This is a genomic window from Specibacter sp. BI4, assembly GCF_056680095.1.
The window spans coordinates 2722543-2740793 of the sequence record NZ_CM155265.1; the positions used below are offsets into that span (position 1 = coordinate 2722543).

15 protein-coding genes and 1 pseudogene are annotated in these 18251 nt (G+C 63.5%); 9 read left to right on the forward strand and 7 right to left on the reverse strand.

All coding sequences use genetic code 11. The features are described from left to right. Positions 1–581: 581 nt before the first annotated feature. Complete coding sequence (locus AC1L6K_RS12550) at positions 582–2039, reverse strand: GntR family transcriptional regulator (protein ID WP_480949202.1); 1458 nt, start codon at positions 2037–2039, stop codon at positions 582–584. 362 nt (positions 2040–2401) lie between these two features. On the opposite strand from AC1L6K_RS12550, the gene AC1L6K_RS12555 reads away from it, so the two are divergent. From AC1L6K_RS12555 to AC1L6K_RS12565, 3 genes and pseudogenes are all read left to right on the forward strand, one after another. Further along, on the forward strand, positions 2402–3394 hold the full coding sequence (locus AC1L6K_RS12555; protein WP_480949203.1) for a Gfo/Idh/MocA family protein: 993 nt from the start codon (positions 2402–2404) through the stop codon (positions 3392–3394). Positions 3395–3674: 280 nt separating this feature from the next. Beyond that, positions 3675–4307, forward strand: a complete 633-nt coding sequence (locus tag AC1L6K_RS12560; protein WP_480949204.1) for an HAD-IA family hydrolase — start codon at positions 3675–3677, stop codon at positions 4305–4307. A 76-nt stretch (positions 4308–4383) separates the two neighbouring features. Continuing rightward, positions 4384–4651: pseudogene (locus tag AC1L6K_RS12565) on the forward strand (recombinase family protein); the annotation flags it as partial. Between the two features lie 93 nt (positions 4652–4744). Here AC1L6K_RS12565 and AC1L6K_RS12570 read toward each other — a convergent pair. The 5 genes from AC1L6K_RS12570 to acnA form a co-directional block, all read right to left on the reverse strand. Then, a complete protein-coding gene (locus tag AC1L6K_RS12570; RefSeq protein ID WP_480952765.1) occupies positions 4745–7135 on the reverse strand; it encodes an ATP-binding cassette domain-containing protein in 2391 nt (796 codons plus the stop codon). 177 nt (positions 7136–7312) lie between these two features. Further along, positions 7313–7753 carry a GNAT family N-acetyltransferase gene (locus AC1L6K_RS12575; protein WP_480949205.1) on the reverse strand — a complete coding sequence of 147 codons (441 nt, stop codon included), beginning with the start codon at positions 7751–7753 and terminating at the stop codon, positions 7313–7315. Continuing rightward, complete coding sequence (locus AC1L6K_RS12580) at positions 7746–8495, reverse strand: phosphotransferase (RefSeq protein WP_480949206.1); 750 nt, start codon at positions 8493–8495, stop codon at positions 7746–7748. The genes AC1L6K_RS12575 and AC1L6K_RS12580 overlap by 8 nt, the downstream gene beginning before the upstream one ends. Positions 8496–8553: 58 nt before the next feature. Then, a complete protein-coding gene (locus tag AC1L6K_RS12585; protein ID WP_480949207.1) occupies positions 8554–9108 on the reverse strand; it encodes a GNAT family N-acetyltransferase in 555 nt (184 codons plus the stop codon). A gap of 165 nt (positions 9109–9273) precedes the next feature. Beyond that, on the reverse strand, positions 9274–12075 hold the full coding sequence (gene acnA, locus AC1L6K_RS12590) for an aconitate hydratase AcnA (RefSeq protein WP_480949208.1): 2802 nt from the start codon (positions 12073–12075) through the stop codon (positions 9274–9276). A gap of 130 nt (positions 12076–12205) precedes the next feature. Here acnA and AC1L6K_RS12595 point away from each other — a divergent pair, with 130 nt between their 5' ends. The 3 genes from AC1L6K_RS12595 to AC1L6K_RS12605 all read left to right on the forward strand — a co-directional run bounded on the left by AC1L6K_RS12595 (position 12206) and on the right by AC1L6K_RS12605 (position 14227). After that, positions 12206–12394, forward strand: a complete 189-nt coding sequence (locus AC1L6K_RS12595) for a hypothetical protein (protein WP_480949209.1) — start codon at positions 12206–12208, stop codon at positions 12392–12394. Continuing rightward, the gene (locus tag AC1L6K_RS12600) at positions 12387–13064 is read left to right on the forward strand and encodes a peptide deformylase (RefSeq protein WP_480949210.1); all 678 of its coding nucleotides are present in this window, start codon (positions 12387–12389) and stop codon (positions 13062–13064) included. The genes AC1L6K_RS12595 and AC1L6K_RS12600 overlap by 8 nt, the downstream gene beginning before the upstream one ends. 197 nt (positions 13065–13261) lie before the next feature. Further along, positions 13262–14227: a putative RNA methyltransferase gene (locus tag AC1L6K_RS12605; protein ID WP_480949211.1), complete on the forward strand. Its 966-nt coding sequence runs from the start codon at positions 13262–13264 to the stop codon at positions 14225–14227. 44 nt (positions 14228–14271) lie between these two features. Here the strand turns inward: AC1L6K_RS12605 and yczE are convergent, their stop codons facing one another. Next, positions 14272–14943, reverse strand: a complete 672-nt coding sequence (gene yczE, locus AC1L6K_RS12610) for a membrane protein YczE (RefSeq protein ID WP_480949212.1) — start codon at positions 14941–14943, stop codon at positions 14272–14274. 59 nt (positions 14944–15002) lie between these two features. Here yczE and yczR point away from each other — a divergent pair, with 59 nt between their 5' ends. The 3 genes from yczR to AC1L6K_RS12625 all read left to right on the forward strand — a co-directional run bounded on the left by yczR (position 15003) and on the right by AC1L6K_RS12625 (position 17982). Next, a complete protein-coding gene (yczR, locus tag AC1L6K_RS12615; RefSeq protein ID WP_480949213.1) occupies positions 15003–16412 on the forward strand; it encodes a MocR-like transcription factor YczR in 1410 nt (469 codons plus the stop codon). 65 nt (positions 16413–16477) lie between these two features. Beyond that, a complete protein-coding gene (locus AC1L6K_RS12620; protein WP_480949214.1) occupies positions 16478–16963 on the forward strand; it encodes an NfeD family protein in 486 nt (161 codons plus the stop codon). Between the two features lie 83 nt (positions 16964–17046). After that, positions 17047–17982: an SPFH domain-containing protein gene (locus tag AC1L6K_RS12625; RefSeq protein ID WP_480949215.1), complete on the forward strand. Its 936-nt coding sequence runs from the start codon at positions 17047–17049 to the stop codon at positions 17980–17982. Positions 17983–18251 lie beyond the last annotated feature (269 nt).

Below are 18251 nucleotides of genomic sequence, written 5' to 3' on the forward strand. Positions count from 1 at the left end.
GAGCGTCGGACGCCACGATTGAGCGTCCCATAGCGCAAATATTAGTCCTGGCTATGGTTCAGGTACGTCAACTAACTTGGGACACGCCGGACCGATGCCTTAACTGAAGTGAGACGAAGCTGGTCAATGCCTCATCTGTAATGAGACAAATGACCCTGATGCCTTAACTGAAGTGAGATTGCCTCATCTGTAATGAGACAGGACAACAAGGGACAAACAGCAGCAGGGTTGGGGGCCCCCGGGGAGTGCCAGATTTACATTACTTGACATAATGTAGATTATCGGCGCACTTGGCAGGTATTCGAAAGGGGCCGTTTCCTACCTTTCGCTGAGGGATCTGTCAGGCAGCGGGAATGCTAGCGGGTCTACATCGTTGTTGTAGATGATTTCGAAGCGGTCGGTAACCCTGGTGTTGTCCGCAATCGTGATATTGGAGAACTCCGGCCAACAGTCACACATGGAGTCTCATGGCACCCATAACCGCCCGAGTGTGTCCTGCCATGGTTCAGTCGAAGAAAGCCCCTCTGCTGGAGACGGATATACGACGAAAACTTCGACGGCTGGTTGTCCACAATGCGAAGCTATGTGTGTGGTGCGATTGTTTGAGGCACCCGGTCGGAGTTAGGAATGTCCATGAGGAGTCGCCAGGACATGGCGTGGAGGTCGATCTGTTTCCCGGCGAAGTGTCCAGGTGGGTAGGTTCCACCTATAAAGCGGCCCGTGTTGGTTGCGATGACCGCATCCTGCTGGTCAATGAGGCACGTATTCGGGGGTAAGGCCCGCAAGTAGAGTTCGAGGTGGCTCTGGATTCCCCGGACCAGGACATCTGCAGCGACGATCCCGATCATTTTTTCTTCCACGAAAACGGCTTTGCTGAAGGTGACGATGTTTTCGTTGCTCCCGTTGGCATCCAAGTATGCGTGGCTGATGTGGATTGCCCGGTCGCTGTAGTCCTCGGGGCGCCACGTTGCGGTATCGCCCTCATAGAGATCCCAGTCGATGACGAGCCGCTGGAGCGACTGGGGTCCTGTCGGGGCATAGCACCACGCTGCACCTGCGGGGTCGAATGAGGTGTCAGGCAGGAAACCTGCACCGTACAACAACGGGACGGCCCCATCGAGAGCCCGTCGCGACGCGTCATAGATGGCGTCCTGGTCAAGGGTGTCCCCAAGACGCTTATTGCCGAATTGTGCGTGCACGGCGTCTTCAATCGAACTGATCGAAGATGTGGCCGTTTCTGCCAGCAGCTCGGTGAAGGATTCGATCAACGCTACCTCGTGTTCTTCCTTGGCGGGGTCAGGAAAAGACTTTACGCGTGATGCATCGACGCTCATGCGTAAGTCGAGCACCCGGTTCATATCTGAACGGATATGATCTTCGGCCAGATCCCTTGCGCGTGCCCCATCACCGGACCGGACCGCCTCCACGATAGCGACATGCTCTGCCGCTGCTTTCCCGCACCCGACGGGGGCTGCCCAGATCAGTGGCTCCACCTCGGCCTGCATCGCCATTTCCTCGCGGGTGAGCCGCATGGAACCAGAGCTTGCGGCAAGCTCGATGTGAAACCTGCTGTCGTCTCGGATGGCCTGCGCAGAATCCTCAGCCGACTCAATCTTCCCAGCCATCGATGCCAGGCGTCCAAGGGAAAGCCGCCTGCTCCGCTCCGCTGCGGCGGCGGCTGCCGAGCCCGCCAGAAAGGCCCAGTAGTCGCGGATGTCGCGCAGTTCGTCGAGCGAATGGGCCATGAGAGATTCATGCTCTGCTTTGATGATGTTGCCGGTACCGGCCTTGACGAAGCTTCCCCCGCTCTTGCCGCGCCGCGTCTCCAGCAAGCCGCGCCGGCGCAGGTCGGCCAACGCCGCGCGAAGAGTCAGTGTCGAGACACCCATCTTGGCTGCAAGCTCGTTCTCGCTGGGCAGTTGCGTCCCGTCTTCAAGCACTCCGAGCTCGATGGCGTATCTGAGCCGCCTCCCCACCTCTTCCCCTCGCTCAAAGGTGGCCAAGGGGGCGAAGGCCAGCTGCTCTCTCCACGTGGTCATGGACGTGTCGCTCCTTCGTCAGGCGTGCCCGGTGGACGCCGTCCCATTCTCTAACCTTTAATATCAATTGTCTATTGACATGTAACGTTAAAGGTCTAAAGCTTGTAGCAGAACAGGGCAGATACTGACGTTGCCGCAACCGGGTCTTGAAAGGGCCACCCGGCATGATCCTGCCCGGTATGCATTCGAACGCAGCGACACGCTTCCGCTGGCGAGACGTGGGAGCAGACAGCCCGGTGACCGTCGTTGCGGCCTCGCTTCCGGACTGGCGCCCAAGGCGGGAACCGGCTGGCACGTTTATCTGCGGAAGCTGGTTCCAACATTGCTGTTCTCAGTCAGGTAGTTGTAGAAATGGAGAGTTCATGAGCGAGAAATTGCGTTGGGGCGTCTTGGGCACCGCACGCGTCGTCCGAAAGACAATTCCGGCATTGCAGGCAACGAAAAACGGTGAGGTCGTAGGTATCGCGTCCCGCGCGGAGGAAAGGGCCAGAGAGTACGCCGATAAGCACAGCATTCCACAGGCGTTTGGCTCTTATGAGGCACTGCTCGCTTCACCGGACATCGACGCTGTCTACATTGCCCTGCCGAACGCGCTGCACCTCGAATGGATTATTAAAGCCCTGGACGCAGGCAAGCACGTGCTCTGTGAAAAGCCTTTGGCGATGAGCGCCGCAGAGTGCGAGGAGATTGCGCGCAAGGCCGACGAGACGGGGCTCAAAGTCCTGGAAGGCTTTATGTACCGTTTTCACCCACGTTTCGAAAAGCTCCAGGAGCTGCTGTCAGCCAGCGTGGTGGGCACGACGACCTTTGTCCACGTGGCACACTCCTTCGATACTGCCGGGGACGACAACATCCGCTGGTATGCCGGGCTCGGCGGCGGCGCACTTTTCGATGCGGGTTGCTATTGCGTCAACATGAGCCGAATGGTCACGGGGCAAGAGCCGGCGCATGTCGCCGCTTTTGGCAACTACCGTGACGCCAACGACGGCGGTCGGATCGACACCAGCATTGCGGGCATCCTGCGCTTTCCCGGCGGCGCAACCGCGCTATTTGATACGGGGCTGAACCTCGAGCGCCGCAACTTTTTGGAAGTCACAGGCACCGGGGGGCGGCTCTACCTGGACAATCCGTTTGGGCTCCTGGAGGAGGATTCGGTGCTGGAGGAGCACCACTTCGGGCAGGACACCGTCTATCACAGGGTTAAGGGCGAAAACCATTTCGTACGCATGGGCGAACACTTCGCCGATAGCGTTCTCAACGGAACGCCGCTCCGCTACGGTCTCACTGACGCGCTAAGCAACACCCGGGCGTTGGAAGCTCTCGACGAGGCAGCGAGGAAGCAGGAAGAGGCGTAACCAGGGCTCGTAGGCACTCACTGCTACTGGGATCGATCACATTGTTGGCGTCAGCGCGGACGCCATGGCCCAAGTCTCCCATCTGCGCAAAAGCCTGCTCCTCCTCCCCTTGCTCGTGACCAGAGCAGCAAGCGCACCACGGACGCGACTCCCGCGACCTACCCGGAAACACAGTTGGCAAAGGACTCACCATGGCTTCTCATGACCACCTCGCCCGGCTTAACCGGCCCTTTATTGAGCGCACGTCGGGGCTGCGCAGCACAACGGGCGGACCCACACCGTGACTGTCCTGCGCTGCACTGCCGTACTGTTCGACTGCGACGGGGTGCTCGTCGATTCGGATACCGCCGTCGTGCGTTCCTGGACCCGATGGGCGGATGAGATGAACCTGGACCCAGAAGAAGTCCTCCCTACCGTTTATGGACGACGATCGGTCGATACCGTCGCACAATTCATCGCACCATCGAAGCGCTCGGCCGCCGTGGCGCTGATCGACGCGATGGAAATCGAAGACGCAGCTACCACCACCGAGATCTCCGGCGCCGCCGAGCTCCTGGCAGCAATACCCTCTGACCGGTGGGCTACAGTGACCTCCGCGTCACGCGACTTGGCCCACGCCCGCCTGTCGGCCGCCGGTCTCAGCGCTCCGGAGGTGCTGGTAACGGCCGGCGACGTCAGATACGGCAAACCGCACCCCGAAGGCTATCTGGCCGCAGCCCAACGACTTGGTGTGCCGGAAGATCAGTGCGTCGTGGTGGAAGACGCCCCCGCCGGCATTCGTGCAGCGCGCGCCGCTCAGGTGGGATACGTCCTTGGCGTCGGCAGCCGTGATTTCGGCGAACAACAGCCGGACGCCGTAGTCCTTGATCTACGGTCCGTGCTTTGGACCGGTGCCGGCCTCGAAATTCAGTAAACCAATAAAGATTGGGTACTCATCACCTGACGTAACGAGCCGGATGTCTTGACTTTCCGGTCCGCTCCTCGACCTGCGTGCTCACGTCCAGGTGGAGCTCGTCAAAGAGAGTCTGGTCTTAATCGGAGAGGACTCCCCCATGGCCAGCTTCATGCTCTCCGTCACGGGGCCGTCGCCGAATTCGAACGTGCCCTCATCAGGGAACGTCAACGGGAGGGCACTGCCCTGGCCAAACGGTACGGCGCCTACACGGGGCGGGAAAAGACCCTCACCCCGGCACGGCCGGCAGAGCTGGTCCAGCGCGCCGCAACTGTGTTCCGAATACCGTTCTTGCCCGTCGATAAGCAGCTGGTGATCCTCTTGGGCCTCGTCTTGTCGGCGCCAAGACAAGTACAACAGCTCAACGGGCCCGCGAACTATCGAACATCGCTCGAACATCAGGCGCCGATGTACGCAGCCAGGTGCTGGCCCGTCAGCGTCGCTTTGCCAGCCACGAGCTCGGCCGGCGTTCCCTCGAACACGATGGTGCCGCCGGCGTGCCCGGCACCGGGGCCAATGTCAATGATCCAGTCCGCATGCGCCATGACCGCCTGGTGGTGCTCGATCGCAATGACCGACTTCCCGGACTCGACCAGCCGGTCCAGCAGCCCCAGTAGCTTCTCGACGTCGGCCAGGTGCAGGCCCGTGGTGGGCTCGTCCAGGACGTAGATGCCGCCCTTCTCCCCCAGGTGCGTGGCCAGCTTGATGCGCTGGCGCTCACCGCCGGACAGGGTTGTCAGCGGCTGGCCCAGCGTCAGGTAACCAAGCCCGACGTCGGACATGCGGCTCACGATCTTGTGTGCGGCGGGCAGCTTGGCCTCGCCTTCGGCAAAGTACTCCACCGACTGGTCCACCGACATGGACAAGACCTCGCTGATGTTCTTCCCGCCCAGGTGGTATTCCAGGACCGCGGCCTGGAAGCGGCGGCCCTCGCATTCCTCGCAGACGGTGGACACGCCAGCCATCATGCCGAGGTCGGTGTAGATGACACCGGCGCCGTTGCAGGTGGGGCAGGCACCTTCCGAGTTGGCGCTGAACAAGGCAGGCTTGACGCCGTTGGCCTTGGCGAACGCCTTGCGGATCGGGTCCAGCAGGCCCGTATAGGTGGCGGGATTGCTGCGCCGGGAGCCGCGGATGGCGCCCTGGTCCACCGTGACCACACCTTCTAGCCCCGACACGGAACCGTGGATGAGCGAGCTCTTGCCGGACCCGGCCACGCCCGTCACGACGGTGAGCATGCCCAGGGGAATGTCAACGTCGACGTCCTTGAGGTTGTTCTCGTTGGCGCCGCGCACCTCTAGTTGGCGGGTGGGCTTGCGGAAGGCGTCCTTGAGCGTCATGCGGTCGTCGAGGTGCTGGCCGGTGAGTGTGCCGCTGGCGCGCAGGCCCTCGAGGCTGCCCTCATAGACCACCTCGCCGCCGGCGGATCCCGCCAAGGGGCCAAGATCGATCACATGGTCTGCGATGGCTATGGCCTCGGGCTTGTGCTCCACGACAAGGACGGTGTTTCCCTTGTCCCGCAGCTGCAGCAGCAGCTGGTTCATGCGGGCGATGTCGTGGGGGTGCAGGCCGATCGTCGGTTCGTCGAAGACGTAGGTGATGTCTGTCAGCGAGGAACCCAGGTGGCGGATCATTTTCGTGCGCTGCGCCTCGCCGCCGGACAACGTGCCGGAGGGCCGGTCGAGCGACAGGTAGCCGAGGCCGATGTCCACGAAGGAGTCCAGGGTCTCCCCCAGTGCACCGAGCAGCGGCGCCACGGAGGGCTCGCTGATGCTGCGAACCCAGGCGGCCAGGTCGTTGATCTGCATGGCGCACGCATCGGCGATGCTCACGCCGTCGATCCTGGAATTTCGGGCATGCTCGGCCAGGCGGGTGCCGTTGCAATCGGGACAGGTGGTGAAGACGACGGCGCGCTCCACGAACGCCCGGATGTGCGGCTGCATGGCGTCCACATCCTTGGCCAGCATGGACTTTTGCATCTTGGGAATGATTCCCTCGTACGTCAGGTTGATGCCCTCGACCTTGATCTTGACGGGCTCCTTGTGGAGCAGGTCGTGCAGTTCCTTCTTGGTGAACTTACCCAGCTTCTTGTCCATGTCGAAGTAGCCGGAGCCGGCGAAGATGCGCCCGTACCAGCCGTCCATGCTGTAACCGGGGACGGTGATGGCGCCTTCGGACAGCGACTTGCCGGTGTCGAACAACGCGTCGAGGTTGAAGTCGTTGACCTTGCCCATGCCGTCGCACCGCGGGCACATGCCTCCGGTGATGGAGAAGCTGCGGCGCTCCTTGATCTTCTCCCCCGCCTTCTCAATGGTGACGGCGCCGGCGCCCGAGATCGAGGCGACATTGAAGGAGTAAGCCTGGGGCGAGCCAATATGCGGCTGGGCCATCCGGCTGAACACGATGCGCAGCATGGCGTTTGCATCGGTCACCGTGCCGACTGTTGACCGCGGGTTGGCGCCCATCCGTTCCTGGTCGACCAGGATCGCCGTCGTCAGCCCTTCCAGGACGTCGACGTCGGGCCGTGCCAGGGTGGGCATGAAGCCCTGCACAAATGCACTGTAGGTTTCGTTGATCATGCGCTGGGACTCGGCGGCAATGGTGCCAAACACTAGCGAGCTCTTGCCCGATCCCGAGACGCCGGTAAACACAGTGAGCCGCCGCTTGGGGATCTCGACGCTGATGTCCTTGAGGTTGTTGACGCGGGCACCCTGCACCCGGATCAGGTCGTGGGTGTCGGCCGCGTGCATCCGGCCGCCCGGTGTCGCCGTCGTCAGGTCCTGGCTCATCATGTCTCTTCTCTCCGCAGCGGGCCGCCTTCGCGGTCGTTGTCCACCTTATCCGCAAGGCGCCGCCGGAACGGGACAGGCACTTCTTCGCTCCTGCTCATCTTCCGCCAGAACCCACACTACAAGTGCGGCAGGGGTTTCGGGGCGGGCCCGCGGCGGGATCCACAGGGGATGCGGCTAATCGAACCGCACAAAGGCGCGGGTTGCCCCGCCGCGGAATTCAGTTGTCTGCTGAAAGCCGAGCGCCTCATAGAACGCCTTCTGGCCTGGTTCGTCGTCGGCCAGCAGCACCTTCTGCCGCACCTTCTGCCGCACGCCGGTGGAGTGTTCAAGCGCCCGCCGGACCAGTTCGCGGCCAATTCCGCGCCGCTGAAACCCGGGGCGGACCAGGAGGTCCTGCAGGTACCAAACGCTGGCACCGTCCGAAACGACCCGGGCCAGGCCCACCAGCTGCTCCCCCGTTCTGGCCGCGACAACCGTGTGCGAACCCGCGACGGCCGCTGCCAGTTTGTCGGGAGTGTCGGTGTAGCTGGTCCAGCCCACGGAGTTGTACAGGTCCAAAAGTTCCGGCAGTTCCAGGCCGGTGCCGGAGTGCCGGATGTAGTCAATGTCAGCCACGATGTCCGCCGTCGTCCGAAGCTGTGAAGGCAGCCAGATATTCCGCGTCCCGGACGTACATGTCGGCGTCGTCGTTGAGGTCGGGCTTCCCCAATTCCACTGCCTTGACCCGGGACATGTCCGCCAGGTCCCACAGCCGGATGATGGCCACACGGAGTACGTCCTCCCAGGTGGAGTCCGATCCATAGGCGTCCAGGATCAGCTGCACCCGTGCTCGTGCCAGGGCCATGCCAGGAGCGTTGGCGGGCGTGTCCTTGGACAGCGGCACTGCCCGGGTCGCAAAGTAGGCCAGATCCCACAGCCGTGGGCCCGGCGAACTCATGTCGAAGTCGATGGCACCCACCACCAGGCCGTCCTCAAAAGCGAGGTTGTGCGGGGCAAAGTCGTTGTGGCAAATGACCTCGGCAGGCACCTTGGTCGGCGACTGCCACTTGGCCCCGTCCAGCCCGAAACCAACGCTGGCATCATGGAGCCGGCGCAGGCGCCGGGCCCCGTCCACCAGCACGATGTCCTGCCACACCCAGTCAGGCAGCGGGTACAGCGGAACCTCTCCCCCAATGAACGTCAGCCGCTCCCGGCCGCCGGCAACGGCCAGCGGCTGCGGGACCCAGTCGATGCCGGCCCGGCCCAGGTATGCAAGATAGCGGTGGACTGTGGGCGTCCAGGGACCGGCATTGCGCAGCACCGTGTCTCCGTCGCGCTCCACGGCGTTCATGTTGCCACCGGGCAGCGGTTCAGGCATGCTGTGTCCTTTTTGCGGGCAGAAGGAGGTGCGCGGGCGGACGCCGGAGCGGCGAACGCTAGACGGCGGGTTCTGTGGTGGCCGGTTTCTTGACCAGGAAAAGTTCGCAGGCAGCGTTGTAGTACTTTTTGGACAGGCCCTGGTGCTCCATGCCGAGGCGGCGGCACACACTTTGGGATGCCTCGTTGGCAGGGTTGGTCACTGCCACCACCTGCTCCAGTCCGGACGCGAAGGCGTGCTCCAGGACCGCAGTGGCTGCTTCGGAGGCGAAGCCGTTGCCCCAGTGGTCGGGATGGAAATGCCAGCCGATCTCGACGTCGTTCGAAGGCTGCAGGGGTTCTTCACCCGAGGCGGGAATCGGCTTGAGCAGCATTGTCCCCACAGGCAGGCCGTCCTCCTTGCGGGTTACGGCCCAGATGCCGTGGACGGGGTGGTCCATTGCCTGGAACCGGACAAGGCGCTCAACAGCTTCCGAGCGGCTTGTCATGACGGCAGGCTCGGTGCCGATGAAGCGCTGCACAACCCAGCGGGAGTACAGGTCATAGATGAAATCGACGTCGGAATCTTTCCAGGGACGCAGGGCAAGGCGTTCAGTGTTAATTGCTTCTGTCATTGAATCATTATGCACGTTCGATGCGGCGCCGGCCCCAGACCGCGGATTTCCGGGCGTGCTCCGCCGTAACACAAGGTCCGCACGCAGCCCATGGCGGACAGCCCCGCCGAACCGGCAAGTGCCGGACGCGCATCACTCCGTCGCTAATCCCGCCGTCGTGCAGAGCTAGGAATCGAGCAGCTGGCGCAGCACGTACTGCAGGATGCCGCCGTGGACGTAGTAGGCCTCCTCGGCGGGCGTGTCGATGCGCAGGGTTGTCGCAATCTCGCGGGTGCTGCCGTCCGATTCAATCCGCACAGTGACTTCCCTGGGCAGTGGGTTGGCGCCGGCGAGGCCGACGACGGAGTACGTCTCCATGCCGGTCAGGCCCAGCGATTCCGCGGTTTCGCCGTCCTTGAACTGCAGGGGGAGCACGCCCATGCCGATCAGGTTGGAGCGGTGGATGCGCTCAAATGATGCGGCGATGACAGCCTTCACACCCAGCAGCATGGTGCCCTTGGCTGCCCAGTCGCGGGAGGATCCCGAGCCGTAGTCGGTGCCGGCGATGACCACCAGCGGGGTGCGTGCTGCAAGGTAGGCGGTGGAGGCGTCGAAGATGGTTTCCACCGGGCCGTCGGCTGAGCGTTTCGTGAATCCGCCTTCCACCCCCGGCACCAGGAGGTTGCGGAGCCGGATGTTGGCGAAGGTGCCGCGAATCATCACGTTGTGGTTGCCGCGGCGGGAGCCGTAGGAGTTGAAGTCAACCTGGGCGACGCCGTGCTCCAGCAGGTACTGCCCTGCAGGCGTGGACTGCTTGATGTTGCCGGCCGGGGAGATGTGGTCGGTGGTGACCGAGTCGCCCAGCAGTGCCAGCACCCGGGCCCCGACAATGTCGGTGACGGGGGCCGGCTCGCGCTGCATGCCGTCAAAGTAGGGTGGCTTGCGCACGTACGTCGAGTCCTCGGACCAGGCGAACATGTCGCCCTCGGGGACCTCCATGCCACGCCAGTTCTCATCGCCGTGGTACACGTCCGCGTAGCCGTCGGTGAACATTTGCGCCTCGAGGCTGGCGTCGACCACTTCCTTGATTTCCGCCGTCGTGGGCCAAATGTCCTTCAAATAGACCGGGCGCCCGTCGGTGGAGGTGCCCAGCGGGTCCTTGAGCAGGTCCACGTGCATCGATCCGGCCAGGGCGTAGGCGATGACAAGCGGCGGGGAGGCCAGGAAGTTCATCTTGACCTCGGGGTGGATGCGGCCCTCAAAGTTCCGGTTTCCGGACAGGACGGCAGCCACCGTGAGGTCGTTGCCGTTCACGCCCTCGCTGACGGCCGGGATCAGGGGTCCGGAGTTGCCGATGCAGGTGGTGCAGCCATAGCCCACCAGGCTGAAGCCGAGCTTGTCCAAATAAGGGGTGAGCCCGGCACGGTTGTAATAGTCCGTGACGACGCGGGAGCCGGGAGCCAGGGTTGTCTTCACCCACGGCTTGCGGTCAAGGCCCAGCTCGACGGCCTTTTTGGCCAGCAGCCCGGCGCCGATCATGACCGACGGGTTGGAGGTGTTCGTGCAGGAGGTGATCGCGGCAATGACGATGTCGCCGTGGTCAAGGGTGAGCTGTTGCCCGTCAAGGACGATCTGGGCCGGGTCGCTGGGCCATTCCAGGTTGTCCGGCGAACCGTCATCGGCATAAACGTGCGGGGGCTCGTCGCGGGGAATGCGCGAGCTGATGGCCACCGGGTCGCTGGCCGGGAATGATTCATCACCGGCGTCGTCAAGCCCGCCGGCCAACACGGCGACCTCCTGCGACTCCCCGGCCAGCAGCCCGCGGACGGCCCGGGTTGCGCTGCGCAGCGGGATCCTGTCCTGGGGGCGCTTGGGCCCGGCGATGGAGCTTTCCACTGTCGACAGGTCAAGTTCAACGATCTGGCTGTAGTCGGGGGTGTGGTTGGGATCGTGCCAGATGCCCTGCTCCTTGGCATAGGCCTCGACAAGGTTGATCTGGTGTTCGGTGCGGCCCGTGAGGCGCATGTAGCTGAGCGTTTCCCCGTCAATGGGGAAGATGGCGCACGTTGAACCGTACTCGGGGCTCATATTGCCCAGCGTTGCCCTGTTGGCCAGCGGCACATTGGCCACGCCCGGGCCGAAGAAGTCGACAAACTTGCCCACGACCCGGGTCTTGCGCAGCAGCTCCGCCACTGTCAGCACCAAGTCTGTGGCGGTGGTGCCCTCGGGCAGCTCGCCGGTGAGCTTGAAGCCGACCACTTGGGGCACAAGCATGCTCATGGGCTGGCCGAGCATGGCGGCCTCCGCCTCGATGCCGCCGACGCCCCAGCCAAGCACGCCCAAGCCGTTCACCATGGGCGTGTGTGAGTCAGTGCCGACGAGAGTGTCGGGATAGGCCTGCGTCACGCCGTCGTGCTTCCTGGTGAACACCACCCGGGACAGGTACTCCAGGTTCACTTGGTGGCAGATGCCGGTGTCCGGCGGCACCACCAGGAAATCGGCGAACGACTGCTGTGCCCAGCGCAGGAGCTGGTAGCGCTCCTGGTTGCGCTTGAACTCAAATTCGGAGTTCTTCGTGATGGCGTCCGGGCGGTTGAAGACGTCGGCGATGACCGAGTGGTCGATGACGAGTTCGCCGGGGATCAGCGGGTTGATTTTGGTGGGGTCCCCGCCCAGGTCCGACATGGCGTCGCGCATGGCCACCAGGTCAACCACGCAGGGGACGCCGGTGAAGTCCTGCATCAGCACCCGCGCGGGCGTGTACTGGATCTCCTTGCTGGCCTCGGCGCCGGGGTCCCAGTCCCCCACGGCGCGCACCTGCCCTGCCGTGACAAGATGGCCGTCCTCGTTGCGGAGCAGGTTTTCCAGCAGCACCTTCAGGCTGTAGGGCAGCCTGTCCGAGCCCGGAACCTTGTCCAATCGGTAAATTTCATATGGTTCTCCATCAACGACGAGTTCACTGCGTGCATCGAAACTGTTGGAAGACATGTCAATCCCTTTTCTCAGCTAGCCCTTTAAGCCACCATAGCCCCCGGTGGCGGCTTGGCAAGGGCTGCAGGCGGACACGGCCGATGCTTGGCACAATGGAGGCACCATCAACGCCTGGGAGGGCACGATCATGAAGTTTGTCTTGGAAGTGGATTTGGCCGCCGTCAAGGAGGAACCCGGGCAGGAATTGGCCCGCATCCTGCGCTACTGGGCCGGCAACCTCGGCCACTACGCCCTTGAACCGGGAACCGCCGAGACTGTCATGGACAGCGCCTACTCCCCTGTTGGCACCTGGCGGATCGAGGCTGAAAATGCATGATCGCGCACTGCCGGTGTTCGACGACGCCGACCTCAAGCAGGCCAGCCCCGACCAGGCCTACCTGAAGCAGTCCGTCGCAGCCGTTCTCGACGGGGACGGACTGCCGCCGATTGTGCAGGCCGGCCACCCAGTCCTGCGCGCCCGGGCACTCCCCTATACCGGGCAGTTCACCGGTCCGGAGCTGTTGCGGCTCATCGAGATCATGACCGAGACCATGCGGGCCGCGCCGGGCGTTGGCCTGGCCGCCCCGCAGATCGGCATCCCGCTGCAGCTTGCCGTGCTCGAGGACCAGTATGACGTCACGCCCGAGAACGCCGCCGCCCGGCTCCGCGAGCCGTTGGAGCTCTTCACCATCCTCAACCCCCGTTACACGCCCGTCGGCAGCGCACTGGCCTCCCATTACGAGGGCTGCCTGTCGGTGTCCGGCTGGCAGGCAGTGGTGGACCGGCCCGCAACTGTTGACCTGGCGTACGACGACGAACTTGGCTCCGCGCGCACCCGCCGGTTCACTGGGTGGCAGGCAAGAATCGTCCAGCACGAGACCGACCACCTCGCCGGCACCCTGTACATCGACAAGGCACACACGCGCTCGCTGGCGAGCAACGCCCAATACAGTGAGCACTGGGCCAACCCGGACGTTGTGGCCGCCCGGGCCGGACTGGGCTTTTAGCCGTTCGCCCCTAGCCGTTCTGTGGCCGTTCTTGCTCGACGGTCTCCCCCTTCAGGCCGGGTGTGCAGTTGTTGGAGATGGAAAACGTATTCCGGATGTTTTTGGTCCAACAACTGGAAGCTCGAATGCATGCTGCCGTCCCTGGCTGCTGGCCGCCGGTGCGTTGGCTGATTGCCGCCAGCCGCTAGGCTTGTGGGATGGACTCCGCCGCGCTCAACACCCTGCTCTGCCCGATCTGCGGCCTCGAATTCTCCGACAGCCGGCCCCGCTCGCTTTCCTGCGCCAACGGCCACAGCTTTGACATCGCCCGCCAGGGGTACCTGAACCTCCTGACCGGGCACGGCACCAAATTCGTCCCCGACACCGCCGACATGGTCGGCGCCCGCGACGCATTCCTTGACGCCGGCCACTACCTGCCGCTCGGCGTTGCGCTGGCAGAGGTGGTGCAGGCGCAGCTCGCCGGCAGCGGAAGCGATCCGGCCTTGATTGTTGATGCCGGCACCGGCACCGGCTGGTACCTGCACCAGATCCTGGCGGCATTGGCACCCGAAGCTGGTGGTGTCGAACCCGCCGGGCCGGAGTCCGACGGCGGACCTGGTGCGGACAGCAGGGCCCGCAGCGTGGCGGCGGTGGGCCTGGACATCTCCAAGTACGCGTTGCGCAGGGCAGCCAGGCGCAATCCGCACGCCGTGAACATTGTCTGGGACCTGTGGCGGGACCTGCCGCTGGGAGCCAACACGGCCGACGTCGTACTTGTCATCTTTGCCCCGCGCAACGCCACAGAGTTTGCGCGCATCCTCAAACCGGGCGGCGTGCTGGTGGTGGTCACTCCCCTGCCGCAGCACCTCGCCGAAATCGCGCAGGACACGGGAATGCTGGGGATTCAGGAGGACAAGGAGACCGCCCTTGCGCACTCGATGGCGGGGAATTTCTCGCTGCGTGCCAGCCAGGAGCTGGTCGTGCCACTGCGGCTGGCCCCGGCCGACGTCGGCAACGTGGCCCTCATGGGACCGGCCGGGCACCACCTTGACCCGGTGGAATTGGGTGCACGGCTGGCGAAACTGCCCCCGCTGACGGCGGCGACGGCTGCATTCCGGATCTCCGTCTTCACAGCAGTGCCTGATCCAGCAGCGCAGGATCCAGCGGTGCCGGAACTGTCTTGAAGGCGCACGCCCCGGCCATCCCGCCGTAGCCCGTCCTGCTGCAGCTAGTCCTGCTTGAGCGGCCGCAGCGGCTCGGGGCCGCAAAGGTCGACCATGGCTGCAGGACGCTTGGTGTGCAGGTCGACGTGGAGCCAGCGCAAGGTCAGCTGCGTCAGGGGTCCCACACCCAAAGCGAACGCCGCAGTTCCTGCGCCGACAACACCGCCAAGGAAAAAGCCCACCACCACGACGCTGAGTTCGATCGCCGTCCGGATGAGCCACACCGGCCTGCCCGTGACCCGGACCAGGCCCGTCATCAGCCCGTCCCGCGGGCCGGGACCCATGCCGGCGCCAATGTAGAGGGCGGTGGCGAAGGCCAGCAGGAACAAGCCGCCAGCAAAGGAACCCACCTGCAGGCCAAAATGTTCGGCCTGCGGGATGACGGCCAAGCCAACATCCGCGAAGAGGCCGACCAAGACCGCGTTGGCGATTGTGCCGATGCCAGGCCACTGCTTGAGCGGGATCCAAAACAACAGGACCACCCCGCTGATGATGATGGTGCACAGGCCGAAGGAAATGCCGGTGGTCCGGGACAGGCCCTGGCCAAAGACATCCCAGGGCGAGGCACCAATGTTTCCACGGATCATCAAGGCGATGGCAATCCCGTAGAGGGCCAGGCCAAGAATGAGCCGCACAATACGGACCGGGAGGTTTTGGGTTGAGAAGAACAACTGCATGAGCCCAGTCTAGCCAAACTGGCCTTACGCAAAAGGTCCAATTCAACTAATGTGGCACCATGAACTCTTTTGTCACCGGCCGCCGTCTGGTGCGCGAGCTGGGCGAATGGCGCAGCAGCGCCCCCGCCTACAAGGCCCTCGCCGAGCGGATCCGCGTGTTGCTGATGGACGGCCGGCTCTCCAGCGGGGCAAAGCTGCCGGCCGAACGGGAATTGAGCCAGGCCCTGGAGTTGAGCCGGACCACAGTCGCCGCCGCATATTCCAAACTTCGTGACGACGGCTTCCTCGACAGTGTGCGGGGTTCGGGGAGCACCTTGCAGCTCCCCGGCCGGGAACGTGGCGAGCATGCCTTGCACCACGGACTCGCCCTTGACTTCACCAAGGCCACGGCGCCGGCCTATCCGGGGATTCAGGGTGCCTATGCGTCCGCGCTCGAGCAGCTGCCGGCGTACTTGTGCCACGACGGCTTCGACCTGGTCGGCCTGCCGGACCTGCGCGAAGCCATTGCGCAGAGCTACAGGGACAGGGGCGTGCCCACCTCGGCCGATCAAGTCATGGTCACTGTCGGGGCCCAGCATGCGCTCAATCTTGTCACCCGGACTTTGTACTCTCCCGGGGAACGGATCCTGGTGGAACAACCCACCTATCCGCACGCCCTCGACACCTTTGCCTCCGTGGGGGCGCGGGTGCTGGCCTTTCCGGTCCGCCAGGACAGTGGCTGGGATTTGCAGGAGGCGCTCCTGCAAATCCGTCGGGCGGCACCCAGCCTGGCCTTTCTCATGCCTGACTTCCACAATCCCACCGGCATGAGCATGTCCATCCATGAACGGGAATACCTTGCTGCTGCGGCAGAACGGGAAGGGACAGTCCTTGTCGTGGATGAAACAACCGCGCTGCTGGACATCGACCGGGGTCCGTTGCCGCCCATGGCTGCCTTCTCCCCCAATATTCTGACGCTGGGTTCGCTGGGCAAACTTGCCTGGGGCGGGTTGCGGGTGGGTTGGATCCGCGGCCCGCGCGACATCATGGCCCGGCTCCTGCGCAACCGTCCCGCCGGGGACCTTGGCACCCCGCTGGTGGAGCAGCTGGTGGCCACCACCCTCCTGCACGAACTGCCGTCGATGGCGGCAAGCCGCAGCCTTGACCTCCGTCGAGGGCGGGACACGGCGGTGCAACTTTTGCGTGCACAGCTGCCGCAATGGCAGGTGCAGGTCCCCGACGGCGGACTCAACCTTTGGATCAACACCGAAACGGTGTCCAGCTCCGCCCTGGCGCTGGCCGCCCGGGCTGAAGGACTCGGGCTGGTTCCCGGCCCGCGGTTTGGGGTTGACGGCGCTTTTGAACGCTATCTGCGCCTGCCTTTCGGCTACAGCGACGGACAGTTGGGCGAGGGGATCGGGATCTTGAGCCGCCTTGCCGGCCATGTTGGCTCGGACCCGTTGAGAATGCCACTTCAGGCCGTCATTTAGCCGGATTTTCCCAGCGACGCGTAGTAGGCTCATAGATACGGAAATAAGTCTCTAAGGGGGACTCAATGCTCGAATGGATTAATGACTTTGGCTGGATCATCTGGCTGACAGTTTTCCTGCTGTTGGCCGTCGCTGAGATGCTGACGTTGAACCTGTACTTCATTTTGATGTCTGTTGGAGCATTGGCCGCCCTCGTGGCCTTCTTGTTCCACGCTGAACTTTGGCTGCAGATCGTGATCTTCTGCGTTGTAGCACTGGCCACCACCGTCCTGATCAGACCACTGGCGCTGGCGCATCTGCACCGCGGCCCTGCCGACCAGCTCTCCAATATTGACCGGCTCATTGGCCACAAGGCTGTCGTCCTGGAAACCGTGGGTCTGGCCGGAGGATTGGTGAAGATCGGCGGAGACATCTGGACGGCCAGGATCACAGGAGGCAGTGAGCTTCCCGTTGGCACGGCCGTTGAGGTCGACGCCATCGACGGTGCCACCGCGATCGTCAGCCACCCCCTCGCGCACAAGTCGCCAGGGCCAGCAACCACCACAGCTTAAGCGCCACTGCCGGGCCGCGGGCTCATGCCCGCGCGCCATGTGGCGGTGATGCACAAATTCTTACACAGAAAAGAGGGGATTTCATGGGAGACGGAGCCGGCGCAATCGTGTGGCTGTTTGTTGTATTAGTCCTACTGATATTCGTAGTGATTGTCCTTGTTCGATCGGTCCGCATCATTCCACAGGCACGTGCCGGTGTGGTGGAGCGTCTTGGCAAGTACCAGCGCACCCTGAATCCAGGGCTGACGGTGCTGATTCCCTTCGTGGACCGGCTGCTGCCGCTGCTGGATCTGCGCGAGCAGGTTGTCTCGTTCCCCCCGCAGCCGGTGATCACCGAAGACAACCTGGTGGTCTCCATCGACACGGTTGTTTACTTTCAGGTCACTGACCCGAGGGCAGCAACCTACGAGATCGCGAACTACATTCAGGCTGTTGAACAGCTGACCACCACCACGCTGCGTAACGTTGTGGGTGGCTTGAACCTTGAAGAGGCGCTGACCTCGCGTGACCAGATCAACGGCCAGCTGCGCGGCGTCCTCGACGAGGCCACCGGCCGCTGGGGCATCCGCGTCAGCCGTGTTGAGCTCAAGGCCATTGACCCGCCCCTGTCGATCCAGGACTCCATGGAAAAGCAGATGCGTGCAGAGCGTGACCGCCGTGCGGCCATCCTGACGGCTGAAGGCACCAAGCAGTCGGCGATTCTGACAGCTGAAGGTGAGCGCCAGTCCTCCATCCTGAAGGCTGAAGGTGACGCCAAGGCCGCAATCCTGCGGGCCGACGGTGAATCCCAAGCCATCCAGAAGGTCTTCAGTGCCATCCACAAGGGCAATCCCACGCAGAAGCTGCTGGCGTACCAGTACCTGCAGACACTGCCCAAGATCGCTTCGGGCACGTCGAACAAGCTGTGGATCATCCCCAGTGAAGTTGGCGAGGCGCTCAAGGGCATCGGCAATGTTTTGGGGACCACCACCCCTGACACCGACGACGCCGTCGACCTTACCAAGGCTCCCGGCGCGTAAGCAGCGTCACGGGCGCAGCACCGGCAACACCGGGATTTCACCAGAAACACGGTGAACGCGGCCAAGCACGTATAATGAGTGCTTGGCCGCGTGGCGTTTTGCCCGGCCACATTTTTCGCATCCCGGCCGTGCAGGAACAATTGCATGCGGTGATGCGTTGAAACTAATGTCGTCAAAGCCTTGGACGACGGTGGAATCCGCCGAAATCCGGGGTCTTACACTCGTGCTTCATGAACGCATTGAAGCAGGGAACAACTTGAGGGAGAAGT